Genomic DNA, 20,790 nt, shown 5'->3' with positions numbered 1-20,790 from the left:
GATACTACTAAGGGAGGAAGCCAGCAACAAACAACCTTGCTTTTACCTCCAAGTTCACTATGACTTTACGTATTTTCTAAACGCAGAGACTAGTTGAACGATCAGAAAGGCGGCAACGATCCTATGTATTCCGTCAAGTAGAAAATACCAAGGCGAAAGATTTGTTTTGTTATCCAGCAGTGAGGTTGGACTATGCGCTGGATTAAACATTTGAAGAAAGATGCCAATATGATCCCAAAGTACGCTGCATAGGCTCTTAAATGCCGCCGTAATACTGTATGGAGGTAGCCAAGAGATTCCTTTTGATGCAAGAAGGGCCATTGGGATGTAGAATGCGATCGTCAGACCAAATACCCACGAAAACGCTACAGTCCAAGATAACCCATAACGGTTCGTTTTACTAAGCAATAGAATTAGTCTATCCTCGAATAAGAATTTTCTAGTGAATGAAAGCTCCTGCTCAAGAGCTTTCAGTTCATGAGCTTGAAATTCTAGTGATTGAATTCGATTTCCCTGTTTTTCTGAAGCTTGTTTTAATTGACGGAATGCTTCCCTCCTAGCTCTGCCTTGTTCATTTGTATTTAGTAAAACATTTTCACTGCTCATATGGGATCGTAATTGGTCAAATGAAAACCAAGTACATGAAGCGAATTTAATTTCTTCGAGTAGGGAATGCTTGATTTTAACGAAATTATATCTCGAGAAGTCGTGATTAAAAAATTTTGCATTACCTAGATCCGAATCTAATATTTGCAACTCACCATGCGGTGAATAACTGACAGAGCAGTTTATAAATGTCAATTCACTTTTGTTAATAAAGCCCGAAAACTCCAGGGCTTTCAGGTCGACATTGGTTAAGGTGATGTCGCCCTTGGTATTTGTGCCTTTAAAAATTAGGGAGTCAACCGAACAACCATCAAATAAAACCACACCGTTTAGAAAGTTTGCGCAATCAAGTGTTGCTTTCAAAAATGTTAACGCATCTCCTTTAATAGTTAGGCCTCCACTTAGATCACATTGCTCTATTCTTAATTCTCCTCCCGGTTTAGGTCGATCGGTTTTTAAAGAACCTTCAATGAAACAACCTTTAGAGAAAGAGCTGCTAATCAGATGTTGCAGTCCAATAACATTATAGAACCAAAGACTTTCGATGGTTGCACCGTATATGCCTATTCTCCAGCAAAATACATCAACTAAGCTAACCTTCTTTAGATTACTGAAACGAATGGACAAATCGAAGAACTCGCAAGTGAATGCTTGGAATTCTTCAACTTTTTTCATGCCATGAAATGTTGCATTTGCGATTTTGCTTAAGTTAAATGTTACTTCGTTGACTTCGCTATCAGTGCACGAAAATTCGCCGCGTATTTCGGATTCATAAATTTCCAGAGTCTGGAATAGACAATTGATGAATTCAATTCCTGAACTAATAAAATTCTTATCAAAACGTATCGTATCTGCAATACAGGATTTGAAGTGAAATCGCTGGGATGAATTTCGTCCTTCTAAACCTGAAATGAATACGCCTTTTCTGAATTCACAGTTTATAAAATTGAGACTAATCGGATGTTTGTAATTGGCAAGCACAAACCAATTGTGGAATACACAGTTGATGAACATAAGTGCCGGTATTGAAGGCGGATTGTCCAGAATTAGTGATTCTGAAATAGCCACGTTTTCAAAATTCTCAATATGCTCGCTTGTCATCAGCTGCATGATAGCTGATGCATCGAGAATTATTCCTGATTCCATAACACTCTGGAGGTAGATCTATGTCAACTTGGAAAATACTTTATTTTTCTAAATTCGTGCATTGAAGCTGATCAAAGCAAAAGCTGGCAGGAGAATCCGAACTCTCTAGCCCCTTAAGATTCTTGTTGAATCATTGGAAATTTATCAAACTCAATGGCCAGTTCGGAACATTGAGAATTGTAAATTTTTGATGATCATGGATATGCAAGAATACATCGAGTCAATACTTAATCACCCTTCTCCATACGCTTTTGCGTTATTAGTTGGATATGGAGTTTATCTCTGGCTTGACTCTATTGAGTCCATTACAATTACACGTATTCCGAAAAAAAGAAGAAAAAAACGTTGACCGATCAATTGTCTCGAAATAATAGCTTTACACATTCTAAAATGTGTTTTTAGCTCTTTTTGTTCTTTTGTTTTTTGTGTTTTCGGACTCAATGATTCTTGCTCTAATGAATGCGCCAAAATGGATGAATATTTTATCAGTGCATTCATTCTCAAGAGTATTGATTACGGTTATAAGATCGTCTCTTTTTAACGACATTTTTTTACTCGCGATCGCATACAAAAACTCTAGTAATGCTTCCCCCTGTTCTTCTTTATGATATTTTATAACTGTTTGCAAAATCCCACGCATTTCCGAGGATAAATCCGCATCTATTGAATAGATCAATTCATCAGATTTAGCAGCTCTAAGGATTGAGGCTTGAATTATTCCGTCGTTGAATCGATTGAAGTTCCCTGGTTCAATGATGTTTCTAACATACGCAGTTTGTCGAAGATTTCTATCGGTTTTATCACTAGTTCTAAGACTATTTATAATGCTGGATATCGTGTAATAGATTTCGGATTGGGTGACGTCGTCGACATAATTCGAGAAGTCAAAAAACGCAAAGTTTTTTCTTATTCTTAAGGGCTGGTACTTTCCAGAAACCACTCGCGCATAGAATATATCTTCGGAGAGACCTCTGCTTTTATTACCCCCACCCGTTTCAATCTTATTCTTACGCTCGAATAGATATTGTTGGCTCGTTTTCGAGTTATTGGCGAAGTTATTTTTAAGGTAGGAAATAAAGTCCTTCAAAAATTCAATTTCTATACTCCATGAGGATTTTTTCGATGTGTTTTCGCAGAATATGGATTCGACTTCGATAAAAGTGCTAGATTCAGAGCCGTAGGTTCCTTGTTTAAGATTCTTTTTGAGATTGTCAAGGAATTCCTTATTCTTTGTTCTTGTTATACCCACAAAGTAGATAATTCTAAGCGAATGATAGTTTCTTAACGCTCTACTTATGTATAACAAATTTTTTCCGTTTGTGATGCACGATCCAACGACGACGACAGCACCTTCACTCCCTTTGTCAATTTGGTTCAATTGGTCTTGGGCAATTTTTTTAGGCCTGTTTTTTTGTAAATAGTTTTTTTCTACAATACTCAAGATATAATTCGCCAGGTCTTTGGATGCGGTATCTTCAAGATGAACTATGTATTTTGTGTTGCTGGGGATGTATTGGTTAATATAGGCGTTTAATTTTGCTCGATATGATTCGTAGCGGTTATTTTGTACGCCATTTAGTATCTCTGAATAGTCAATGTATATTTCATATTTATCATTGCTGTTTTCCTTGTAATGGACCTTTAAAATAGTATTGCTCTTCTTTTGTGATTTAAACTGCTCGACAAATTTAGAAAGCCCTCGATCGGGATCCTTGATATTAAATAGGATCCTATTTATTTTAGGTTGTTCGAGTAAGAATGAATATCCCTTTACCTCTACAGGTACAGAGCCTCTTTGGCAGAACTCGCAATCTTCCGATTTGAAAGTCGGGTAGGATATTATTCCATTGGGATTGGTTTTTGAGAAAGTCAGATTACAGGCAATCTTATCGGCGATATTGAGAGATCTATCTTTGCCAAGATAATATAGAACAACGATGTTCTTTCGTTCGATTTCGCTATGGTTCTCTAATATATAGTTTATTATGTTTGCTGAAGTGGAGGCCGAAATCAAGAGAAATGCGTTTTTCTTGTATCCTAGATCATTTTTATATAATCCATCATATGAACTAAAGCTTTCGATAGGTATCTGTTTTCTATTCTCTTCTTTTTGAAATCTGTTGACTAGGTCGGTTAGTGCAAAAGCAATACTGTTTATTGTTGATGTGTCGCAGTATATTTGAGTGTGCTGATTAAAATCGAAATGTTTAAGGAGCGAAAAAGCGATGAAGTATATTTCTGAACTGAATAGTAATATGTTTCCCGTTCTTAGAAATTTGTCACAGTGCTTCCCTGAAGGAAATACATAGTGATGAGAACTTCCCGATGACGATATTAGTCCCCCGCGGCTTATAAAGATGGACTGTAAGCCTTCGTTTATGTAATTCTTTAAAAAGCCTGTAGGAATTTTTCTTGAAACCGGGTAGATTAAATTTAGATCTCCTGATTGTTTGAATGTCGCTAAGAAGAGGTTGTCAATCAGGTGGGTTTCTTGACGTTTTGGAATGCCTTTAAAGGTGGTATCTAGTTCCTCAACGAACGTCTTAGTAATAACTGCTTCCATTCCGATCCTAGCAATGACAAAGATCTTATCACTTTGCGCATTGTGTTCATAAAATTTCTTTATCGCTGCTGCCAACGTTATTTGATTAATTTGATCTCTATCACAGAAGATCACTGTAGCCGAAACAACTGTATCTACCCCGCTCTCCTTTTCTGTATAGTTAAACTTGTAGATATAATGATTGTTCATGTTTATTCTTATTGCGTGAACAGGGGATAAAGTATCGTGATCACTGAACCAATTGTTTTTGGGAGTTTGGCGAATTTGTCGTTACTATTGTTTTTCCAATCGAATAACTCCATTTTGGCAACGTTGCCCTTTTCTATTTCCGTGTACTCATGAGTAATTAGGTCTCGGTACAAGCATAGCGTACCAGTTCTTATTCTTAGAAATCCTTTTCTATTAAGTGTTTTTAGTACTCTATCTAATCCTATGCCCTTATCTTCTTTTTCAATGCCGGCTGCGGAAGTGTTGTGTTTTATCATGCATGTTTTGATAATGTCTACCTCCGTTTTTAGGTTGTCATAGTTTAGTGCTTTGTATTTATCGATAAATCCTACCCCACTATCAAATACAGACAGTTCGATAAAAGACAGCTCTTCTTGTGTATTTTCTTTAAGCGATTTGCTAGTTAAATAGGTCAATACTCCTGGATTAGATTTAAAATCCGAAATCAGTGTCCTTCGACGATTCTTATAGAATTTGAATATTACCCCCCTTAGATTGGGGTCTAACGCGATGTTGCTTTCATCAGTCCGTCCCCATTCAAATGTGTTTTTCATCAACTCATATGTAATTTCTTTTAGGTCTTTTAGGACGTCGTTGTATTCGATTTTTAAGCTTAGTGAGTATTTGAGCATTTCGTTTATTGCCGGCTTTAAGCTTTCAGTGATTTCGTCCTCGTTTTTAAATTCACTGTTACTCTCGAAAATTGGGAGAACACCGCCAGGTAAGTGATCCGAACTTATCAGTGGGATTTTATATCCTTTGAATGCTTTGACTTTCTTCATGTTCTCAAATACCGAAAGGTTCTTTTTTCTTAAAGTTGACCGCAGATTGACAGTTCCACTTTTATCATATGGCTCATTTTTGTTCCAAACAAGTGCTAAGAGAGGATATATGAGTTCATTTTCATACAATTCATCAATCTCTGATCTGTTGGCATCTGCTGATATCGGTAAAATCAATTTCCCGGACATACCGTATCGCACCCAAGTAAATGCAAATTGTATCAATGCAGGAACAAGTCCGAAGTAGTGCTTTTTTATTGCCCGGGGCAACCTCACGTGTACTGTTGCGTTCTGCTTAATATATCGGTACAGCTCAACGTAGTACAGGTCGACGTCTTCGAGCTTTGAAGTCGGCTTGATATCTATTACGTTATGCATTGGTATTTTGGAGTTACCTAATGTTATGGGATTATTTTGTTGGGTGCAAGAGTTCCCGGATATCAACATCGAGCGCAATTGCCATCTTCCGCAAAGTTTCCAATGACGGTTGCTGTTCATTATTGCATATCCGCGTTATGGTATTGGGTGCCTTTTTCATTTTCTTGGCAAAATCCTTATGCGATATCTCCCTCTCGGCTAAGACAACTTTCAGACGGTTGATTTTCACTTTTCCGGGCATTTATTGATCCGATTTACATATCAAATGATCCTAATTTAGGATTATCCCTGTCTTTTTTCAAATCGCAACGATCTGATCGCCAATATCTTAAAATTTTATTTAATACGTTTTATACATTATAATATATCTAATACGTATCTTTCAATACGATTTACATATCATTTCAGGGATAAAAAACTTTCATGAATCTTCAACACCTCAATTTGGACCTCTACGGAATCCCGGATGACCAGGAGGTGCAGGTCGCCGTGTTTTTGATTGCGGCCGTTGGTTAGATAGCTTGTGGAGCAGATCGGACACCGAGCATTCAGATACCGGGTGCCGAAGTCGATCAGGTTGCCGCCGGTCCCTTCGCCGTGGTCGTACCAGACGTTTAGTTTACGGTCGATTTTGAATGACGGGGTTTTCTCGTCCCGGAAGGGGGAGAGATACCAATAGTCATTATTTCTAATCTTGGCGGGCGTGTAGCCAAGAGACGCCAGATAGTATACAAGATCAATCTGCCGTGCTGTTGCACAGGTTAACGTTCCCATATTTCACTTTCTTGTTTGATCGGTCTATGAAAGACACGCGGCCCGCAGGTCCTTGATCGTTAGATCATTAGCCCTGCGAGCCGCCTCAAATCAACTAAGAAGTGGTTCGAGAATTGTACAGAAGGGGCCACCAAAACAATAAAAAAGGCCGCCTGAGCGCGAAGCGATCAGGAAGGCTTGATTGCTTTGAAGTCCCCCCGCCCCTGGATCACCGCAGGTAACAAATGATATACACGTCCAAGCGCCCCGCTTAACAGCACCCGGAAATAAAAAAGCCCGCCTGAGCGCGAAGCGACTTACAACATCCACCGTACCCCCAGGAAACCCTTCGCTCCCTGCATCGGTGCATAATTGTACGCCGTATCAAACGTGTATCCGTTCGGGTTGTCGACCGTGATATTCTTATCGAACGGGTCAAAAGGCCGCATCAGTGGATCACCCGGTTTGTAGTTCAACAAGTTCTTCACGCCCCCATACACTTCCCAACGCGCCGCACCCTTGGTTTCAATGGTGCGCGTCACCTGCAGGTTTAGCAAGGCATAGAACGGTGACATCTCCGGTCGATAGTCATTGGGCTGCACGGGCAGGTGCATCGGGCCGTTCGCACGTCCCGTCAGGTCGACGCTCCAAAGCCCGTTCGGCAAGGTATAGCTGATCGTGCCCGTGCCGGAGACGCGCGGCGCATGCAGCTGTGGCTGGCGCTCTTCGCGTCCGCTCACGCGGCTCTGTTGATAGACATCCATAAATGTGGCGCCGAGCATGATCTTCAAGCTGTTGGTAAAACTGGCGTCGGCGTTAAGCGTAATGCCCTTCGATATCGCATGCCCGTCCAGGTTGTCGTAAATGATTGCGTCGGCATTCGTCAGGAAGTCCCCGACGATCTTATTGGAAAAGTATGTATAAAACAGCGAGGCATCGAGCGTCAGGAAGCCGCGGGCGAAGGTGACGTTGCGTGTATAGTTCAGGTTGCCGTTCCACGACTGCTCAGGTTGCAAGGCATGGCGAATGATCACCTGTCGTGAGCCCGTCAGGGCGGCGTGATCTTCGGTGAACAAATTCACCACGCGGTAGCCACTGCCTCCCGTCAGGCGAATAACGCTGACATCGTCGGGCGACAGCTTAAAGCTGAGGCGTGGTGTAAAAATAGAGCCGTGCACGTTGTGGTGATCGTACCGCAACCCTGCCAGGATCGTGAACTGTCGGCTGAGCTTTATTTCATCTTGTACGAAGATGCCTGGCAGCACGGTGTCGATGGGGCGGTTGCCGCCATCGGTGCGGGCGGTGCCGGGGGTGCTGTCGTCGTAGTACATATAGCGCAACGGGATACCTGCCAGCAGATCGTGAATGCCCGTCACCTTATTCCAGCGCAGCTGGACGAAAGCCACCTGTTGGTCCGCCAGGAACTTCACTGTGCCGTAATACGAATCCTGGTGATGGTAATTGTAGGAGTAGTCTACTGTAAACGCTTCGCGGCCGGGCAAGGCATGGCTGCCGATCAGCTCCCAGCGGGTGGTATAGATCGATTCGCCGTAATATATATCGGTACCGCGGTGTTGGCGTTCATACTGAAGCTCGCCGCCCCACCGGTCTTCATAAAAGAAACGCCACGCCAGCGACGAGTTCTTTCCGGTGGGCGTGGAAAATGCCCATTTATTAAAGACCGAAATGCGCTGCTGCAGGGTCACGTCCGTAAAGTTGTCGTCGTTAATGTCGCGTCGCTCGTCGTACCGGAAGTGGTTGATACCCACCAGCGACGTAGCCTTGCCCGCCTTAAAAGAAAAAGAAGCGTCCGCATTAAGCTCGCCCACGCTGGTGCCGAATACATCCAGCTGCATCCGCGACGCCGACGCCGGGTCCTTGGTAATGATGTTGATCAAGCCGCCCACGGCTTCCGAGCCATACAACGTAGAGGCCGGACCTTTTACAACCTCGATGCGCCGCACCATGCTGTTAGGGATCCCCGCCAACCCGTAGACCGTAGAAAGGCTGCTGACGATCGGCATGCCGTCGATCAGCACCATGGTATAGGGGCCCTCCAGTCCGTTGATGTGAATGTCGCCCGTATTGCAAACATTGCAGTTCAGCTGCGGCTGTACACCGTTAATGATATTGAGCGACTCAAAGATGTTGGGCGTGGGGTTTTTCTTAAAGAGCGTCGGCGTATAAACCTCTACCGGAATGGACGACTCCAGCTTCGATACTTCTTTCATCGTGCCGGTGATCACCACTTCATCCAGCGTACTCATATCTTCCTCCAGGAATACATCCCGCGTGGCGGTAGCGCTGTTCACCGTCACCGGCTGCCGTACCGTCTTAAAACCCACCGCCGAAACGATGAGGGTATGGTTGCCATACGGCACGTGGGGCAGCGTATACTGGCCTTGCTCGTCCGTAACCGTGCCGAGCCCTTTACCCGCCAGTGTTACATGGATGCCCGGCGCGGCTTGCGTGCCCGCCGTAACAGTACCCCGGATCTCGCCAAACGATTGTCCCATCAGGCGGCCACCGATCGAAGAAATAAGCCATACCATCAGGGTATATTTAAATTTCATAAGATTATTTTTTAGGCTTGTCTAAATTTTCAATTTAGTAAGGCTAATCAATAATTCTCAATACATCAACAGAGACGGTGTTTTTTTAGCCCTGGGGAGGGGCGGAGGAACCGGAAACGTGTTTTTCAAGCAACTGGGCCACTTCTTTGGCTGTCACCAGGCTAAGGGGCGCGTGCAGGCTCCAGGATTGTTCAATCCCCGCCGGGTCTATTACGTTCATGCGGGTGATCCGCAACGGGCAACCGGCGTCCGAACAAGGCACTTCCACGACCTGCCTGATCTGCCACCCCGCAGGCAGCATCTCTTTCAAACGTTGGCGGATGCGGGCCGTCAGTATAACCCGCTCTTCCGGACGGATATCAAAACCTCGGAACATGATTATATTTATAGAGTGCTAATACTGCTAACAGAACATGGCCCAGCGCACCTTGGTTCCGTGTTTTGCCCAGTGATGCCATAGCGTTCGGACAGGCGGACACTTCAAATACCGGAAAAATGAAACCTCAAATACAGAGAGTACGTATTGTCCTATCCGTGGATTTTCAGAAAAAACACGTAACATTACGCCTCCAAAAAATGACTTCGTAGCTCAGTTGGTAGAGCAGCTGACTCTTAATCAGCGGGTCGAGAGTTCGAATCTCTCCGAGGTCACTGAAATAAAAAAAGACGATCAAAAATGGTCGTCTTTTTTTTATGCAGGCACTATTCCCCCAACAAGATAAAAAGCCGGTTTTTTTCTTAAAAATCAATAATTTCATATTTTCGATCCTTGCAAATCGAACACTAAGTGTTATAATTGCAAGGATGATTTATCGACAGCTTCAGGATCAGATTATGCAAATGCTAGACGAGTTTCCGGCCGTCGGCATTCTGGGGCCACGTCAGGTTGGAAAGACCACATTGGCGGAAGAAATTTCAAAACGCTTGAGTCCACGCCCTATTTATCTCGATCTTGAAAGCCCGTCCGATAAGGCAAAGTTGAGCGATCCGGAAGCCTATTTTGAGCTGCATAAAGGCAAGCTTATCATTCTTGATGAGATTCACCGTGTACCGGAGGTATTCAGCGTCTTGCGCGGTGTAATAGATCGCAGAAGGCGGGAAGGTGATCGGGTCGGGCAATTTTTAATTCTAGGATCAGCTTCGCTGGAGCTTCTCCGGCAATCTTCTGAAACATTGGCCGGTCGTATTGCCTATTGTGAGCTTTCGGGGCTTTTAGCCCTGGAAGTTCCGACGACGGAACAAGATCGTTTATGGTTGCGCGGCGGATTTCCAGACAGCTTTCTGGCTAAAACAGATGATGCAAGCCTGCGGTGGCGGCAAAATTTTATCGCCACCTATCTCGAACGGGAAGTGCCGCAATTTGGGCCGCGCATACCCGCTGTAACCCTGCGTCGCCTCTGGACCATGCTGGCACATAATCAGGGCGAACAGCTCCATGTTGCTAAGCTCGGGGCGGGACTCGAAGTAGCGGCCCCGACGGCAAAACGCTATGTGGAGTTGTTAGAAGATTTGCTCTTGATCGGCACCCTTCGTCCATGGACAGGTAATATTGGAAAGCGACTGGTCAAATCACCTAAGGTCTATATCCGTGACAGCGGGCTGATGCACGCGCTACTGAATATCAAATCGCAGGATGATCTGCTTGGGCACCCGGTCGTCGGATCAAGTTGGGAGGGATTCGTCATTGAAAATATATTATCGGCGTTGCCCACGGGCGCCACGGCCTGGTTTTATCGAACGTCGGCGGGTGCTGAAATTGATTTGGTAATAGAGCAGAACGTCAGGCGGAAGATCGCGATTGAAATCAAGCGTTCTACATCGCCATCGGTCTCTAAGGGATTTTATCTGGGGTGTGAAGATATCGGCGCAACCCATCGGTATGTCGTCTACCCAGGTCGTGAACGTTTTCCCGTTGCAGCAGGTATTACGGCGATTCCATTAACAGACATAATGGAAGAGCTCCTGTAGTATGGCAAAGTAACAAAAATATAATTTTACGAAGCCTAGTCACCCATTTCCTTCAGCCTGTATTCAGTGTCACTTTCCTTATATCCTCTATGCAAAAGAACCTCTACGCATTCCTGGCAATTTGCTGCCTGGCAGTGGTACTCAGTGCCTGTAACTCCAACAAATCATCTACCGAAGCCGAAAACAGGCTTTTCCCCGTCAAAGAAAATTCCCGCTGGGGCTATATGGACGCCAGCGGCAAGGTCGTTGTGGCACCCGCCTTTGACTATGCGTGGGACTTTGCCGAAGGCCGCGGCCGGATCAAAGACAAAGGCCGTTACGGCTATGTCAATCTCGACGGCGAAGTGATCATCAAACCATCCTTCGCCTACGCCGACGATTTCCAGGGGGGCTATGCGCGCGTGAATGTGACCGACACCACCGTGGCCGATGTCACCTTTGACGGCTACAGCCTGGGCCGCGGCTGGACGTTTGTAGATCCTGCCGGCGTGGTCTTTAATCAGACGTTCGCGAGCGTAGTGGCATTTAAAGATGGCGTGGCCGTGGTACGAGACCAGCCTGATTATAACAGCGCCGCGCGGTACGCCACCATCGACAACGGCCAGCTTATTGTACAAGATCGCGTCACCACGGCGGTCTTCGACTTTAACGGCGGCACCTTTGCACCTGCCTCCGACTCCGAAACAGGCAAGCTGGGTATGATCGACCTGCAAGAGCAGTGGGTCGTGCAACCGTCGTTTGACGAGCTGGCACCGTACTTCGAGGGAATAGCGGCTGCCAGAAAGAACAATCAGTACGGCTATATAAACAAACAAGGAGACTGGGTATACTCGCAGGTAGTGCCGGTAGACCAGAACTTTTTTCCCGACCGCCGGCCGTTCAGCAACGGACTGGCAGCGGTAGCCGTAGCCGAGAACTCCTATCAGTATATTGACAAAACAGGCAAGCCGGCGTTCAAAGGCCGCTTCAAGACTGCCGGTAACTTCACGGCAGAAGGATATGCCATCGTTTCGACCGCGGCGGGCACCGGCGTGATCGACAAGACCGGCAATTGGGTGCTCAAGCCGAATCTCGACGTTCAACGTGTCGAAAAGGGAGTGGTGATCTATCAATCGAGCAAAGGCATGGGCGTCCGCGACCTGGCCACCCAGAAAGACATCGTACCGGCCGAATATACCCACATCGATCTTGTCGGCTCGTTGCTCCGGCTGCGCAACGTCGGGGCCACTGCCGGTTATATCGACACGCGCGGAGAATTTGTGGTGCCGCCGCAATTCACCACGACCTGGCCTTTTGCCAAAGGCAAAGCCATTGTAGAAGTAAAGAACGAATTGATCTATATAGACAAGACCGGCCGTAAGCTGGGCGCGGTACCGGCCAACGAAAGCCCGTACTATTACGGTGGTCAGTACACCTATGTATCCACGGAAGGGAATAAGTTTAGCTTCATCAACCAGGATGGCGCCAAGGCAGTGCCCAACGAGTACGACTTTGCGACCGACTTTGAAGGCGGCATCGCCCGCGTAAATCAGGGGGCATCCTTCCGCGAGGAAGAGTATATCTATACCGGTGGCAAGTGGGGTCTGATCGATAAAAAAGGAACGAGCCTCGTGCCGGCTACCTACGAGCTGATCATGCCGTACCGCAAAGGCACGGCGCTGGTGAACGTAGGCGGCACCGCCACCTATTCGCTCTGCGAGGGTGAATGTGAAGAAATGGTATACTATACGTGCGACGGCGGCAAGTGGGGCCTGGTAAACGAAGCGGGCAAACCGGTCATTGAAGCGAAATACGATCGGCTCATTCCCTTTGGCGATAACTTCCTGGCCGGACAAGAAGGACAGTACAGCCTGCTCAGTGCCGCCGGTGAAGTCGTATACGAAGGCCCGTTCTCGATCAGCCTCGACGAAATGGAGGCCGGTTTTATCCCAGCCTGGTATGACATCCATTTTACCACAGCCTCGCAAAACGACAAGGTGGGCGTGTTGAGCACCGCGGGCAAGTGGTTGGTGAATCCGGAATACGACGGTGTAGTATATAAAGATCAGGCAGCCGAAACACCCTTCACCGAAGGCCTGGTAGTGGTACAGTCGGGCGACAAATGGGGCGCGGTAGACGAAGCCGGTACGTTGGTTGTTCCGGCGGACTACGAAGGCCTGCGCAACTTCGCCGGGGGCCTTGCCGCGGTGATGAGCAACGGCCGTTGGGGCTTTGTCGATAAGACAAACAACAACGTGATCGCGCCGGCATACGCCGCCGTGCGGGACTTTCAGGGCGACGTCGCGATCGTGCAGCGTGAACCGAACACTCCGGAGCTTGTGATCGACCGCAAAGGCGCGACGCGGGTAGAGGCCGACCCGACCATTACGTACAATTACGAGGGCTTTATCGACGGCCTGTGCGCCATCACCAGCGGCGACGCGGCAAGTCCGTCGACCGTGATCAATAGCAGTGGTAAGATCCTGTTTTCGAGCACACTCCTGAACGAAGTCCAGGTTCAAAAAGGTGGGCTGTTCTATGCCATCCAGAACAACAAGTGGGCGATCGTAAATGGAGAAGGCATGATGCTCACTGGCTTCGAGTATAGCTGGATCGAGCCGTATACCGGCCAGGACCTGATTCGCTGCAACACGGGCGGCGAAATATATTACGACGAAATGACCGGCGAGCCCATGGCCTACGGTGGCCTGTGGGGCTTTATCGATAAAAAAGGCACCGTACGCATACCCCTGAAATTCGCCGGCCTCGAGCCGTTCGCAGAAGGGTTGGCCACGGCCCGCTCAAGCGAAGATCTGGATGAAGTAGGGTATGTAGACCTCACGGGCAAGGTCGTAAGCCCGGTAAAAAAATAGATCGCAAGCCATTCGCTGCAGTATGCCCATTATGCTCCGCGTGATGGGCATACTTTTTAAAAGCTTTTTGGTATATTATGAAAGCTTTTTCCCCAGCGTCATGCCTCGTTCCCGCCTCGCCATATCGAAACTGCGCCTGTTGATCGCCGCCGCGGTGGCCCTTTCGTATGCGGCCCGCAGCCGGGCGGCCACGTGTGTGCAAACACAGGATTCCCTCGAAGCCCGCATCGACCTGCTCCTGAAAGACCATACGGGCAGCAACCGGCCCGGTGCCGTTGTCGGCATTGTTCACAACGGCAAGCTGGTGTTTCAAAAAGGCTATGGCATGGCGGACCTGGAAAGACACATTCCCAACGGTCCCACCCGGGTATACAAGTCCCCTGCGCTGAGCAAACAATTCACGGCCGCCGCCATCGTGCAGCTGGCGCAACAAAAAAGGATCTCCCTCGACGATCACTTGCAGCGGTATATTCCCGAGTTTCCCGCCTACGGCAAAAACGTCACGATCGATCACCTGCTCTACCATACCTCTGGCATCCGCGATTACCTCGTGCTCATGTGGATTAGCGGAAAGAACCTGGAAGAGACCTTCACCAACAAGGAGGTACTAAAGACCATCGTGCGCCAGGAAGCACTCGACTTCGAGCCTGGTCAACGGTGCGTATACAGCCATTCGAATTATATACTACTCGCCGAAATACTCGAGCGCGTGACTGGCACCACGCTGCCCGTATACGCCGCGCGCCATCTCTTCGGCCCAATGGGCATGCCTGGCACGGGCTTCGACGACGATCCCCGCCGCTGGCGCAACAAGCCCCTGGCACTAAGCTATAAAAAGCCCGGCACCCGCTACCTGCCCTACAAAAGCCGGAGACAGTCCGTCGGCGATCGTGGCCTGTATACCATGCTGACGGACCTGGTCGTGTGGGATCAGATCTTCTACGACACCGCTACGCAAAGCCTCGGCAGCGCCCTGCTGCAGCCCGGCGCGCTGGCCGATGGTACCGCGGTGCCCTACGGCAAAGGCATCATCCGCAGCCACTACCGCGGGCTGCCCGTGCAGACACATCCCGGCACGTTCCTCGGCTATGGCGGCGACATGCTCCGGTTCCCCACCAAACAGATCACGATCATCTGTCTGACAAACACCGATGCCATCGATCCGGAAAAGCTTACGCAGGATATAGCAGACGTGTATGTGTTTGGCGAGCGTCCGCGCACCGTACCGGCGGTACCGTCGGTGGATGAAGCGAGCGGGGGCGTGACCCATTCGTCGGCCGTGGTGTCCGGCGAGGCGCTGCGCGAGTTTACAGGCACCTACTACAGTCGCGAACAATTGGCGACGTACTCCTTCTTTATGGAAGACGGGGCGTTGTGGTTTGTCGTGGGTACCAATCCGAAAATGAAAGTGGTATTGTGGAAAAAGTATGAACGCATTTCCTTCCCGTATCAGGGCCAGGAAAATGTTACAATAGACTTTCAACGTAACAGCCTGGGGCGCGTCGACGGTTTTATACTCACCGCGCCGCGCGCCACCAATCTGAAATTTATAAAAGAATAAAAAGGGAAATTCAGCGAATGCGCGCCGGGCTTAGCCAGTTAACGCCCAGCCAGCCCTTGCGTGGCGCCGGTTCCTTCTTGCGGGCAGGCAGCGCCAGCAGGCGGCCGTTTTCCGGAAAGAGAATGGCGGCGTTCTCTGTGCTGACATCAAAAAAGCCGACCTCATATTTGCCGGCCAGTGCCAGGGACGTGGTATAGGCCGCTTTAGCCGCCGCGTCGGAAAATGAAACGTAGATAATATCCTTACCGATACTGTAGTCCGCCAGGTTGTTATACATGGTGTGTGCGAACGGGCCGCGGGCCGCCGGAAAAACCTTTACCATGTCAGACAGCCAACCCCGAAGGGAACGCGATACATGCGCCAGCCCTACGTTGCCGTGGTTCTCCACCCACGTAGTCTGCTCTTCATACCATTGCATGAACTGTGCCCGGCTCCTTGGCGCGGACTCCTTGTTGAATACCATCAGATCGTAGCCCATAGTGCAAAGCCAACACTAAAAAAGCGCACCAACCTCCAGTCTGCCCGCCGCCCGCAAGGGTTGAGGCAACACTTGAATGACTGTGGACGATTCCCTACCTTTCGACTTTATTGTGGAATGGATCCCAGGGCGTAATGGAGGACAAAATATGCTACCTCATCGACGACGACATCGATGAGCAGGACTTTTTCGAAATGGCGTTGACCGAGCTCAACAATGGGGTGCAACTTATCTATGGCAACGACAGCCGTACTGCCGTGAAAAAGCTCAAGCGCGAGAATTTTGTGCCCGACTATATCTTTATAGACATCAACATGCCCCAGCTCAACGGCTGGGAATGCCTGCAGGAGATCCGCAGGATTCCGCACCTCGCCCACATCCCCATCGCCATATACTCCACATCCATTCCTGCCGACCACCAGGCCCGGGCGGGCGGCGCGCATGTGTCTGCCTTTATCAGGAAACAACCCAACATACCCGCCCTCATCGGCGTGCTCCGCGATTTTTTCAACACGCACGGCTAGCCCGTACACCGGCCATCCGGCCGCCAATCTTCTATGTTTATCGGCCCGATGGGCCGGAAACAACCCCATGGCATACTTTTAATTACCGCCTTCCCTGTTATGGAGAAGGATATAAGTGCCGGTAATACATCGTTGGATTATGCCGCGCAGGAACGTTTGCAGACAGCCCTTACCCTGGCCGGCATCGGCACCTGGGAGCTCGATCCGGCTCGTGGCGTGGTGTCGTGGGATGCCGGCTGTCAGACATTGTTCGACTATGACGGCGACACTCTTCCCTACGAACGGTTTTTATCCCTGCTGCATGTAGACGATGCCGAGGCTGTCGACGAAACCCTCCAGCGTATGCTGCAGCCCATCCCCCGGGGCCATTACGAGATCCGCTACCGCGTGCTCTTGCCTGACGGGCAGGTCCGCTGGGTAGAATCAAAAGTAAAAGTATACTTCGACACCGCCGGCGCGCCACAGCGTCTGCAGGGAACCGTGCAAGATATTACCCACTTTATACAAGAGCACGAGGTCACGGCCCACATCACGCAGCAGTACGAAGAGCTCTTTCGCAATGTGACCAACAGTTCGCCCACCGGCCTCTGGCTTTCCGATGCCGCGGGAAACCTGATCTATGTAAACAAGATCCTGATCGAGTGGACCGGCATCTCCTACAATGAGCTGCTCGGCACCGGGTGGCTCGCCGCCCTGCATCCCGACGACCGCGACCCGAGTATAAAAGCTTTTCAAAACGCCATTCAAACCCGCACACAGTACGACGTCCTCTTCCGGCTGCGCAAAGCCAAGGGCGACGTGGTGTGGTGCCGTGCAGTAGGCGATCCGTACTATCACGAAACCGACTACGCCGGCCACGCCGGCTATTGCATGGACATACATCAGCTGGCCACAGCATCCGACGAGCTGCGCATCAGCGAAGCCCGCTTTCGCGGATTGATCGAAGGCGCCCCCGTCGCCATGGCCATCCTGCTGGGCCCTGAGCTGGTCATCGATCTTTCCAACGAGGCCATGATCCGCCTGTGGGGCAAGGGCAACTCCATCGCCGGCAAACGCCTGCGCGATGCGCTGCCCGAACTGGAGGGCCAGCCCTTCCTGCAACTGCTGGACCAGGTATATACCAGCGGCGTCGCGTATCACTCCAAAGAGGCCAAGGCCGACCTGGTTGTCGACGGCGAGTTGCGCACGTTCTATTTCAACTTCACCTATCAGCCCCTGTTCGATACTGCCGGCCAGGTATATGCTATACTCGACGTGGCCACCGATGTAACCGAACAGACGCGCGCCAAGCAACGGCTGGAACAAACCGAAGCCGAGCTGCGCGCGCTCCAGGCCGACCTCCAGGAACAGATCCAGCACCGCACGGAAGAGCTTGCCGCCAGCAACGAAGAGCTGCAGGCAACCAACGAAGAGCTGGCCGCGACGAACGAGGAGCTGGCCGATGCCAACCGCAGCCTGGTACACTCCAACACCGAGCTGGAACAATATGCCTACGTCGCCAGCCACGACCTGCAAGAGCCGCTGCGCAAGATCCGGATGTTTAGCAGTATGCTGAACACCCACGATGGCCTTCCACCCGAAAGCCATCGCGTGGTGGCGAAGATCGAGCAGTCGTCCGAGCGGATGACGTTGCTCATTCAGGGCCTGCTGGATTTCTCGCGCCTGCTCAAATCCGAGTCGCTCATGATGCCGGTAGACCTCAACAAGGTGGTGGCCGACATTATTACCGACTTCGAGCTGACCATAGACGAAAAACAAGCCACGATACGGGTAGACGCGCTACCGGTCATCGAGGCAGTGCCCCTGCAGATGAACCAGCTGTTTTATAATCTCATCAGCAACGCCCTGAAGTTCACCACCAGCGGCACCGCCCCTGTGATCGATATTCGTTGCAAGCGCGCCCACTACAAAGCGCTGCAACCGCACATCACCAACCCGCTGATGTTTGCCAAGTATTACCACGTCACCGTAACCGACAACGGCATCGGCTTTGAAGTCCAGTATGCGGAACAGATTTTCGAAGTCTTTAAACGGCTGCACGGCCGCGAAATATACCCCGGCTCGGGCATCGGCCTTGCACTGTGCCGCCGCATTGTTAACAACCACGGCGGCGCGATCTACGTCGAGTCACAGGTAGGCACAGGCACGACCTTTCACCTGCTGCTGCCCGACTTCAACAACAATCCACAGATGCATCACAGTTCCTGACCGATCATCCGGCCTTGGCCAGTACCGCGGCCCGGTTGTATTTGCGTTGATATTCCTGGGGTGTCAGCCCGGTAATGCGCTTGAAGATCATGCGGAACGTCTTCACGTCGTTATAGCCCACGTCGTACATCAGCGAGCTGATATCCTGGCTGCTGCGCTCGAGCGCCTTCTTGGCCGACTCGATCTTTACACGCTGCAGGTATTCCAGCGGTGTATTCTGCGTAGCCTTCTTGAAGCGGCGGATAAAGTTGCGCTTGCTCATGTTAGACTGCTCGGCAATTTCTTCTACCGAGATCTGGCGGTGGTAGTTCTCTTCAATGAACATCTGCGCGCGGCGTATATCTTCGTCGTCGTGTTTGCGCTGACCCTGGAATACGGCAAAGTGCGACTGGCTGGTGCGGTCCATGTCAATGGAGAACATCTTGCTCACCAGGATGCCCACTTCGCGGCCGCAGAATTTTTCGATGATATATAGCACGAGGTTGAGCGACGAAAAGGCGCCGCCGCTGGTATAGATCCCTTCCTGATCGGTAATGACCATGTCGGAAAGCATCTTCACCTCGGGGTACCGTTCGCGCATATCGTCCAGGGCCATCCAGTGCGAGGTGCAGGATTTACCGGCAAGCACGCCGGCTTCCGCCAGGAAGTAGCTGCCAAAGCAGAGGCTGGCCACTTCTACGCCGCGGTTGTGCATGACTTCGATCCAGTGCACCAGGGCCATGTTCTTTTGCAGAATGGGTTCCGGCATGCCGTTAAAAGCAGGGGCAATGATGAGGTCGGTATGCGTGACCTCCTTCAACGTTTTGCAGCGTACTCCGGGGGCGGTGATGAGCAGAGGATTGTTTTCTTTCTTCTCGCAAACCAGCGACACTTCAAAGGCAGGAGGTTTGCCCATGGACTCCAGCATGCGGTTGGTACGCACAAGCATGTCCAGCGTCCCGGTGACACATGATAAAATGGCATCTTCGTAAACCAGTAAGGATATCTTCTTCATGGCGTTTTGGGTGGTAGGGGTTATACGGGTATTTCGGTACTAACAAAGATAAACGATTTCACGTGGCACAAAAACCCCTTTAATTCGGCGTTTATACGCATCCCATTTTCTTCGATTCAAGCCGAAATTTGAAGGAACGAAAAACAAAAAAGCCATGCACATACACCGATCAGAGCCCGGGCCCCGGGTGGTATCCCAGGAGCAGTGGCTCGCCGCCCGCCGCAAATACCTCGAAAAGGAAAAAGAGCTTATGCGCCTCCAGGACGAGCTCGCGCGTCAACGCCGCGCTCTGCCCTGGGTAAAAGTTGATAAGGAATACATTTTTGACGGCCCCCACGGCAAGGAAACGCTCAGCCAGTTGTTCGACGGCCGCAGCCAACTCATCATTCAGCACTTTATGTTCGGTCCGGGTTGGGAAGAAGGCTGTGTGGGCTGCTCGTTCAAAGCAGACCACGCCGACAGCGCCAACCAGCACCTCATGCACCACGACGTCAGCTTCGTGTCGGTATCACGCGCCACGCTGCCCGAGATCGAAGCCTTCAAAAAACGCATGGGCTGGAAATTCAAGTGGGTATCGTCGTACGAAAGCGACTTCAACTTCGACTTCCACGTGTCGTTCCCCAAGTCGGACGCCAGCGGAAAAGTATACTATAACTACAACATGATCCCGTTCGAAAGCGAAGAGCTGCCCGGCACCAGCGTCTTCTACAAAGACGACAGCGGCGTAGTCTACCACACCTACTCATCCTACGGCCGCGGCGACGAATCCCTCGTGGGTGCATACGCATACCTCGACATGACCCCCAAAGGCCGCGACGAAAACGGCCCCAACAAAGATCTGACCGACTGGGTCCGCCACCACGATAAATACGAAACCATCATGACAAAAAGCAACTGCTGCCATTAAAACAGTGTGAGCGTGAGAGCGAGAGCGAACACACCGTTTTTCTTCGCTCTCGCTCTCACACTCACACTGTATATGGTAACGTCGTAACCTGGATTACCTATGAACTGTTGCAACCCCACAACTCTCAAAAAACAAAGCACGCGTCGCACAGCATTGGCAATATTATTCCCCCTGGCCCTACTCATCCCCAAATGCCCCGTCTGCGTGCTGACCTGTATCGCCACCGTTAACGGCCTCTTCTACATCACGCATCACCCCCAAAAATCACC

General features: G+C 49.7%; 15 protein-coding genes and 1 tRNA gene. 7 read left to right on the top strand and 9 right to left on the bottom strand.

The features are described from left to right. Positions 1-57: 57 nt before the first annotated feature. The 7 genes from KK078_RS12530 to KK078_RS12490 all read right to left on the bottom strand — a co-directional run bounded on the left by KK078_RS12530 (position 58) and on the right by KK078_RS12490 (position 9,405). A complete protein-coding gene (locus tag KK078_RS12530) occupies positions 58-1,752 on the bottom strand; it encodes a hypothetical protein (RefSeq protein ID WP_254090617.1) in 1,695 nt (564 codons plus the stop codon). A gap of 385 nt (positions 1,753-2,137) precedes the next feature. Continuing rightward, entirely contained in the window at positions 2,138-4,504 is a 2,367-nt protein-coding gene (locus tag KK078_RS12525; protein WP_254090616.1) for a hypothetical protein, read from the bottom strand. Positions 4,505-4,512: 8 nt separating this feature from the next. Further along, on the bottom strand, positions 4,513-5,703 hold the full coding sequence (locus tag KK078_RS12520; protein ID WP_254090615.1) for a hypothetical protein: 1,191 nt from the start codon (positions 5,701-5,703) through the stop codon (positions 4,513-4,515). A 31-nt stretch (positions 5,704-5,734) separates the two neighbouring features. Beyond that, entirely contained in the window at positions 5,735-5,944 is a 210-nt protein-coding gene (locus KK078_RS30460; RefSeq protein ID WP_262898667.1) for a helix-turn-helix transcriptional regulator, read from the bottom strand. Between the two features lie 158 nt (positions 5,945-6,102). Next, entirely contained in the window at positions 6,103-6,477 is a 375-nt protein-coding gene (locus KK078_RS12510; RefSeq protein ID WP_254090614.1) for a CHC2 zinc finger domain-containing protein, read from the bottom strand. A 296-nt stretch (positions 6,478-6,773) separates the two neighbouring features. Further along, positions 6,774-9,029 carry a TonB-dependent receptor gene (locus KK078_RS12505; protein ID WP_317195899.1) on the bottom strand — a complete coding sequence of 752 codons (2,256 nt, stop codon included), beginning with the start codon at positions 9,027-9,029 and terminating at the stop codon, positions 6,774-6,776. A gap of 85 nt (positions 9,030-9,114) precedes the next feature. Continuing rightward, positions 9,115-9,405 carry a hypothetical protein gene (locus KK078_RS12490; protein WP_254090613.1) on the bottom strand — a complete coding sequence of 97 codons (291 nt, stop codon included), beginning with the start codon at positions 9,403-9,405 and terminating at the stop codon, positions 9,115-9,117. A 202-nt stretch (positions 9,406-9,607) separates the two neighbouring features. Between KK078_RS12490 and KK078_RS12485 the strand changes: the two genes are divergently transcribed. The 4 genes from KK078_RS12485 (at position 9,608) to KK078_RS12470 (ending at position 15,410) form a co-directional block, all read left to right on the top strand. After that, positions 9,608-9,680 (top strand) — tRNA-Lys (locus tag KK078_RS12485). Between the two features lie 42 nt (positions 9,681-9,722). Next, positions 9,723-10,997 carry an ATP-binding protein gene (locus KK078_RS12480; protein ID WP_254090612.1) on the top strand — a complete coding sequence of 425 codons (1,275 nt, stop codon included), beginning with the start codon at positions 9,723-9,725 and terminating at the stop codon, positions 10,995-10,997. Between the two features lie 89 nt (positions 10,998-11,086). Continuing rightward, entirely contained in the window at positions 11,087-13,849 is a 2,763-nt protein-coding gene (locus tag KK078_RS12475) for a WG repeat-containing protein (protein WP_254090611.1), read from the top strand. Positions 13,850-13,949: 100 nt separating this feature from the next. Beyond that, a complete protein-coding gene (locus tag KK078_RS12470) occupies positions 13,950-15,410 on the top strand; it encodes a serine hydrolase domain-containing protein (RefSeq protein ID WP_254090610.1) in 1,461 nt (486 codons plus the stop codon). A 10-nt stretch (positions 15,411-15,420) separates the two neighbouring features. Here KK078_RS12470 and KK078_RS12465 read toward each other — a convergent pair whose 3' ends face one another. Then, positions 15,421-15,888 (bottom strand): hypothetical protein, encoded by a 468-nt coding sequence (locus KK078_RS12465; RefSeq protein ID WP_254090609.1) that lies wholly within the window; start codon positions 15,886-15,888, stop codon positions 15,421-15,423. A 134-nt stretch (positions 15,889-16,022) separates the two neighbouring features. On the opposite strand from KK078_RS12465, the gene KK078_RS12460 reads away from it, so the two are divergent. Beyond that, positions 16,023-16,412 (top strand): response regulator, encoded by a 390-nt coding sequence (locus tag KK078_RS12460; RefSeq protein ID WP_254090608.1) that lies wholly within the window; start codon positions 16,023-16,025, stop codon positions 16,410-16,412. A gap of 99 nt (positions 16,413-16,511) precedes the next feature. After that, positions 16,512-18,620 (top strand): PAS domain-containing sensor histidine kinase, encoded by a 2,109-nt coding sequence (locus tag KK078_RS12455; RefSeq protein ID WP_254090607.1) that lies wholly within the window; start codon positions 16,512-16,514, stop codon positions 18,618-18,620. A gap of 4 nt (positions 18,621-18,624) precedes the next feature. On the opposite strand, the gene KK078_RS12450 is transcribed toward KK078_RS12455, so the two are convergent. Further along, positions 18,625-19,614 carry a GlxA family transcriptional regulator gene (locus KK078_RS12450; RefSeq protein WP_254090606.1) on the bottom strand — a complete coding sequence of 330 codons (990 nt, stop codon included), beginning with the start codon at positions 19,612-19,614 and terminating at the stop codon, positions 18,625-18,627. A gap of 154 nt (positions 19,615-19,768) precedes the next feature. On the opposite strand from KK078_RS12450, the gene KK078_RS12445 reads away from it, so the two are divergent. Then, entirely contained in the window at positions 19,769-20,521 is a 753-nt protein-coding gene (locus tag KK078_RS12445; RefSeq protein ID WP_254090605.1) for a DUF899 domain-containing protein, read from the top strand. Positions 20,522-20,790: the final 269 nt, after the last annotated feature.

Source organism: Dawidia soli, assembly GCF_018598185.1.
Classification (GTDB): Bacteria; Bacteroidota; Bacteroidia; order Cytophagales; family Cyclobacteriaceae; genus Ohtaekwangia; species Ohtaekwangia soli.
This window is presented reverse-complemented; position numbering and strand designations above follow the sequence as displayed.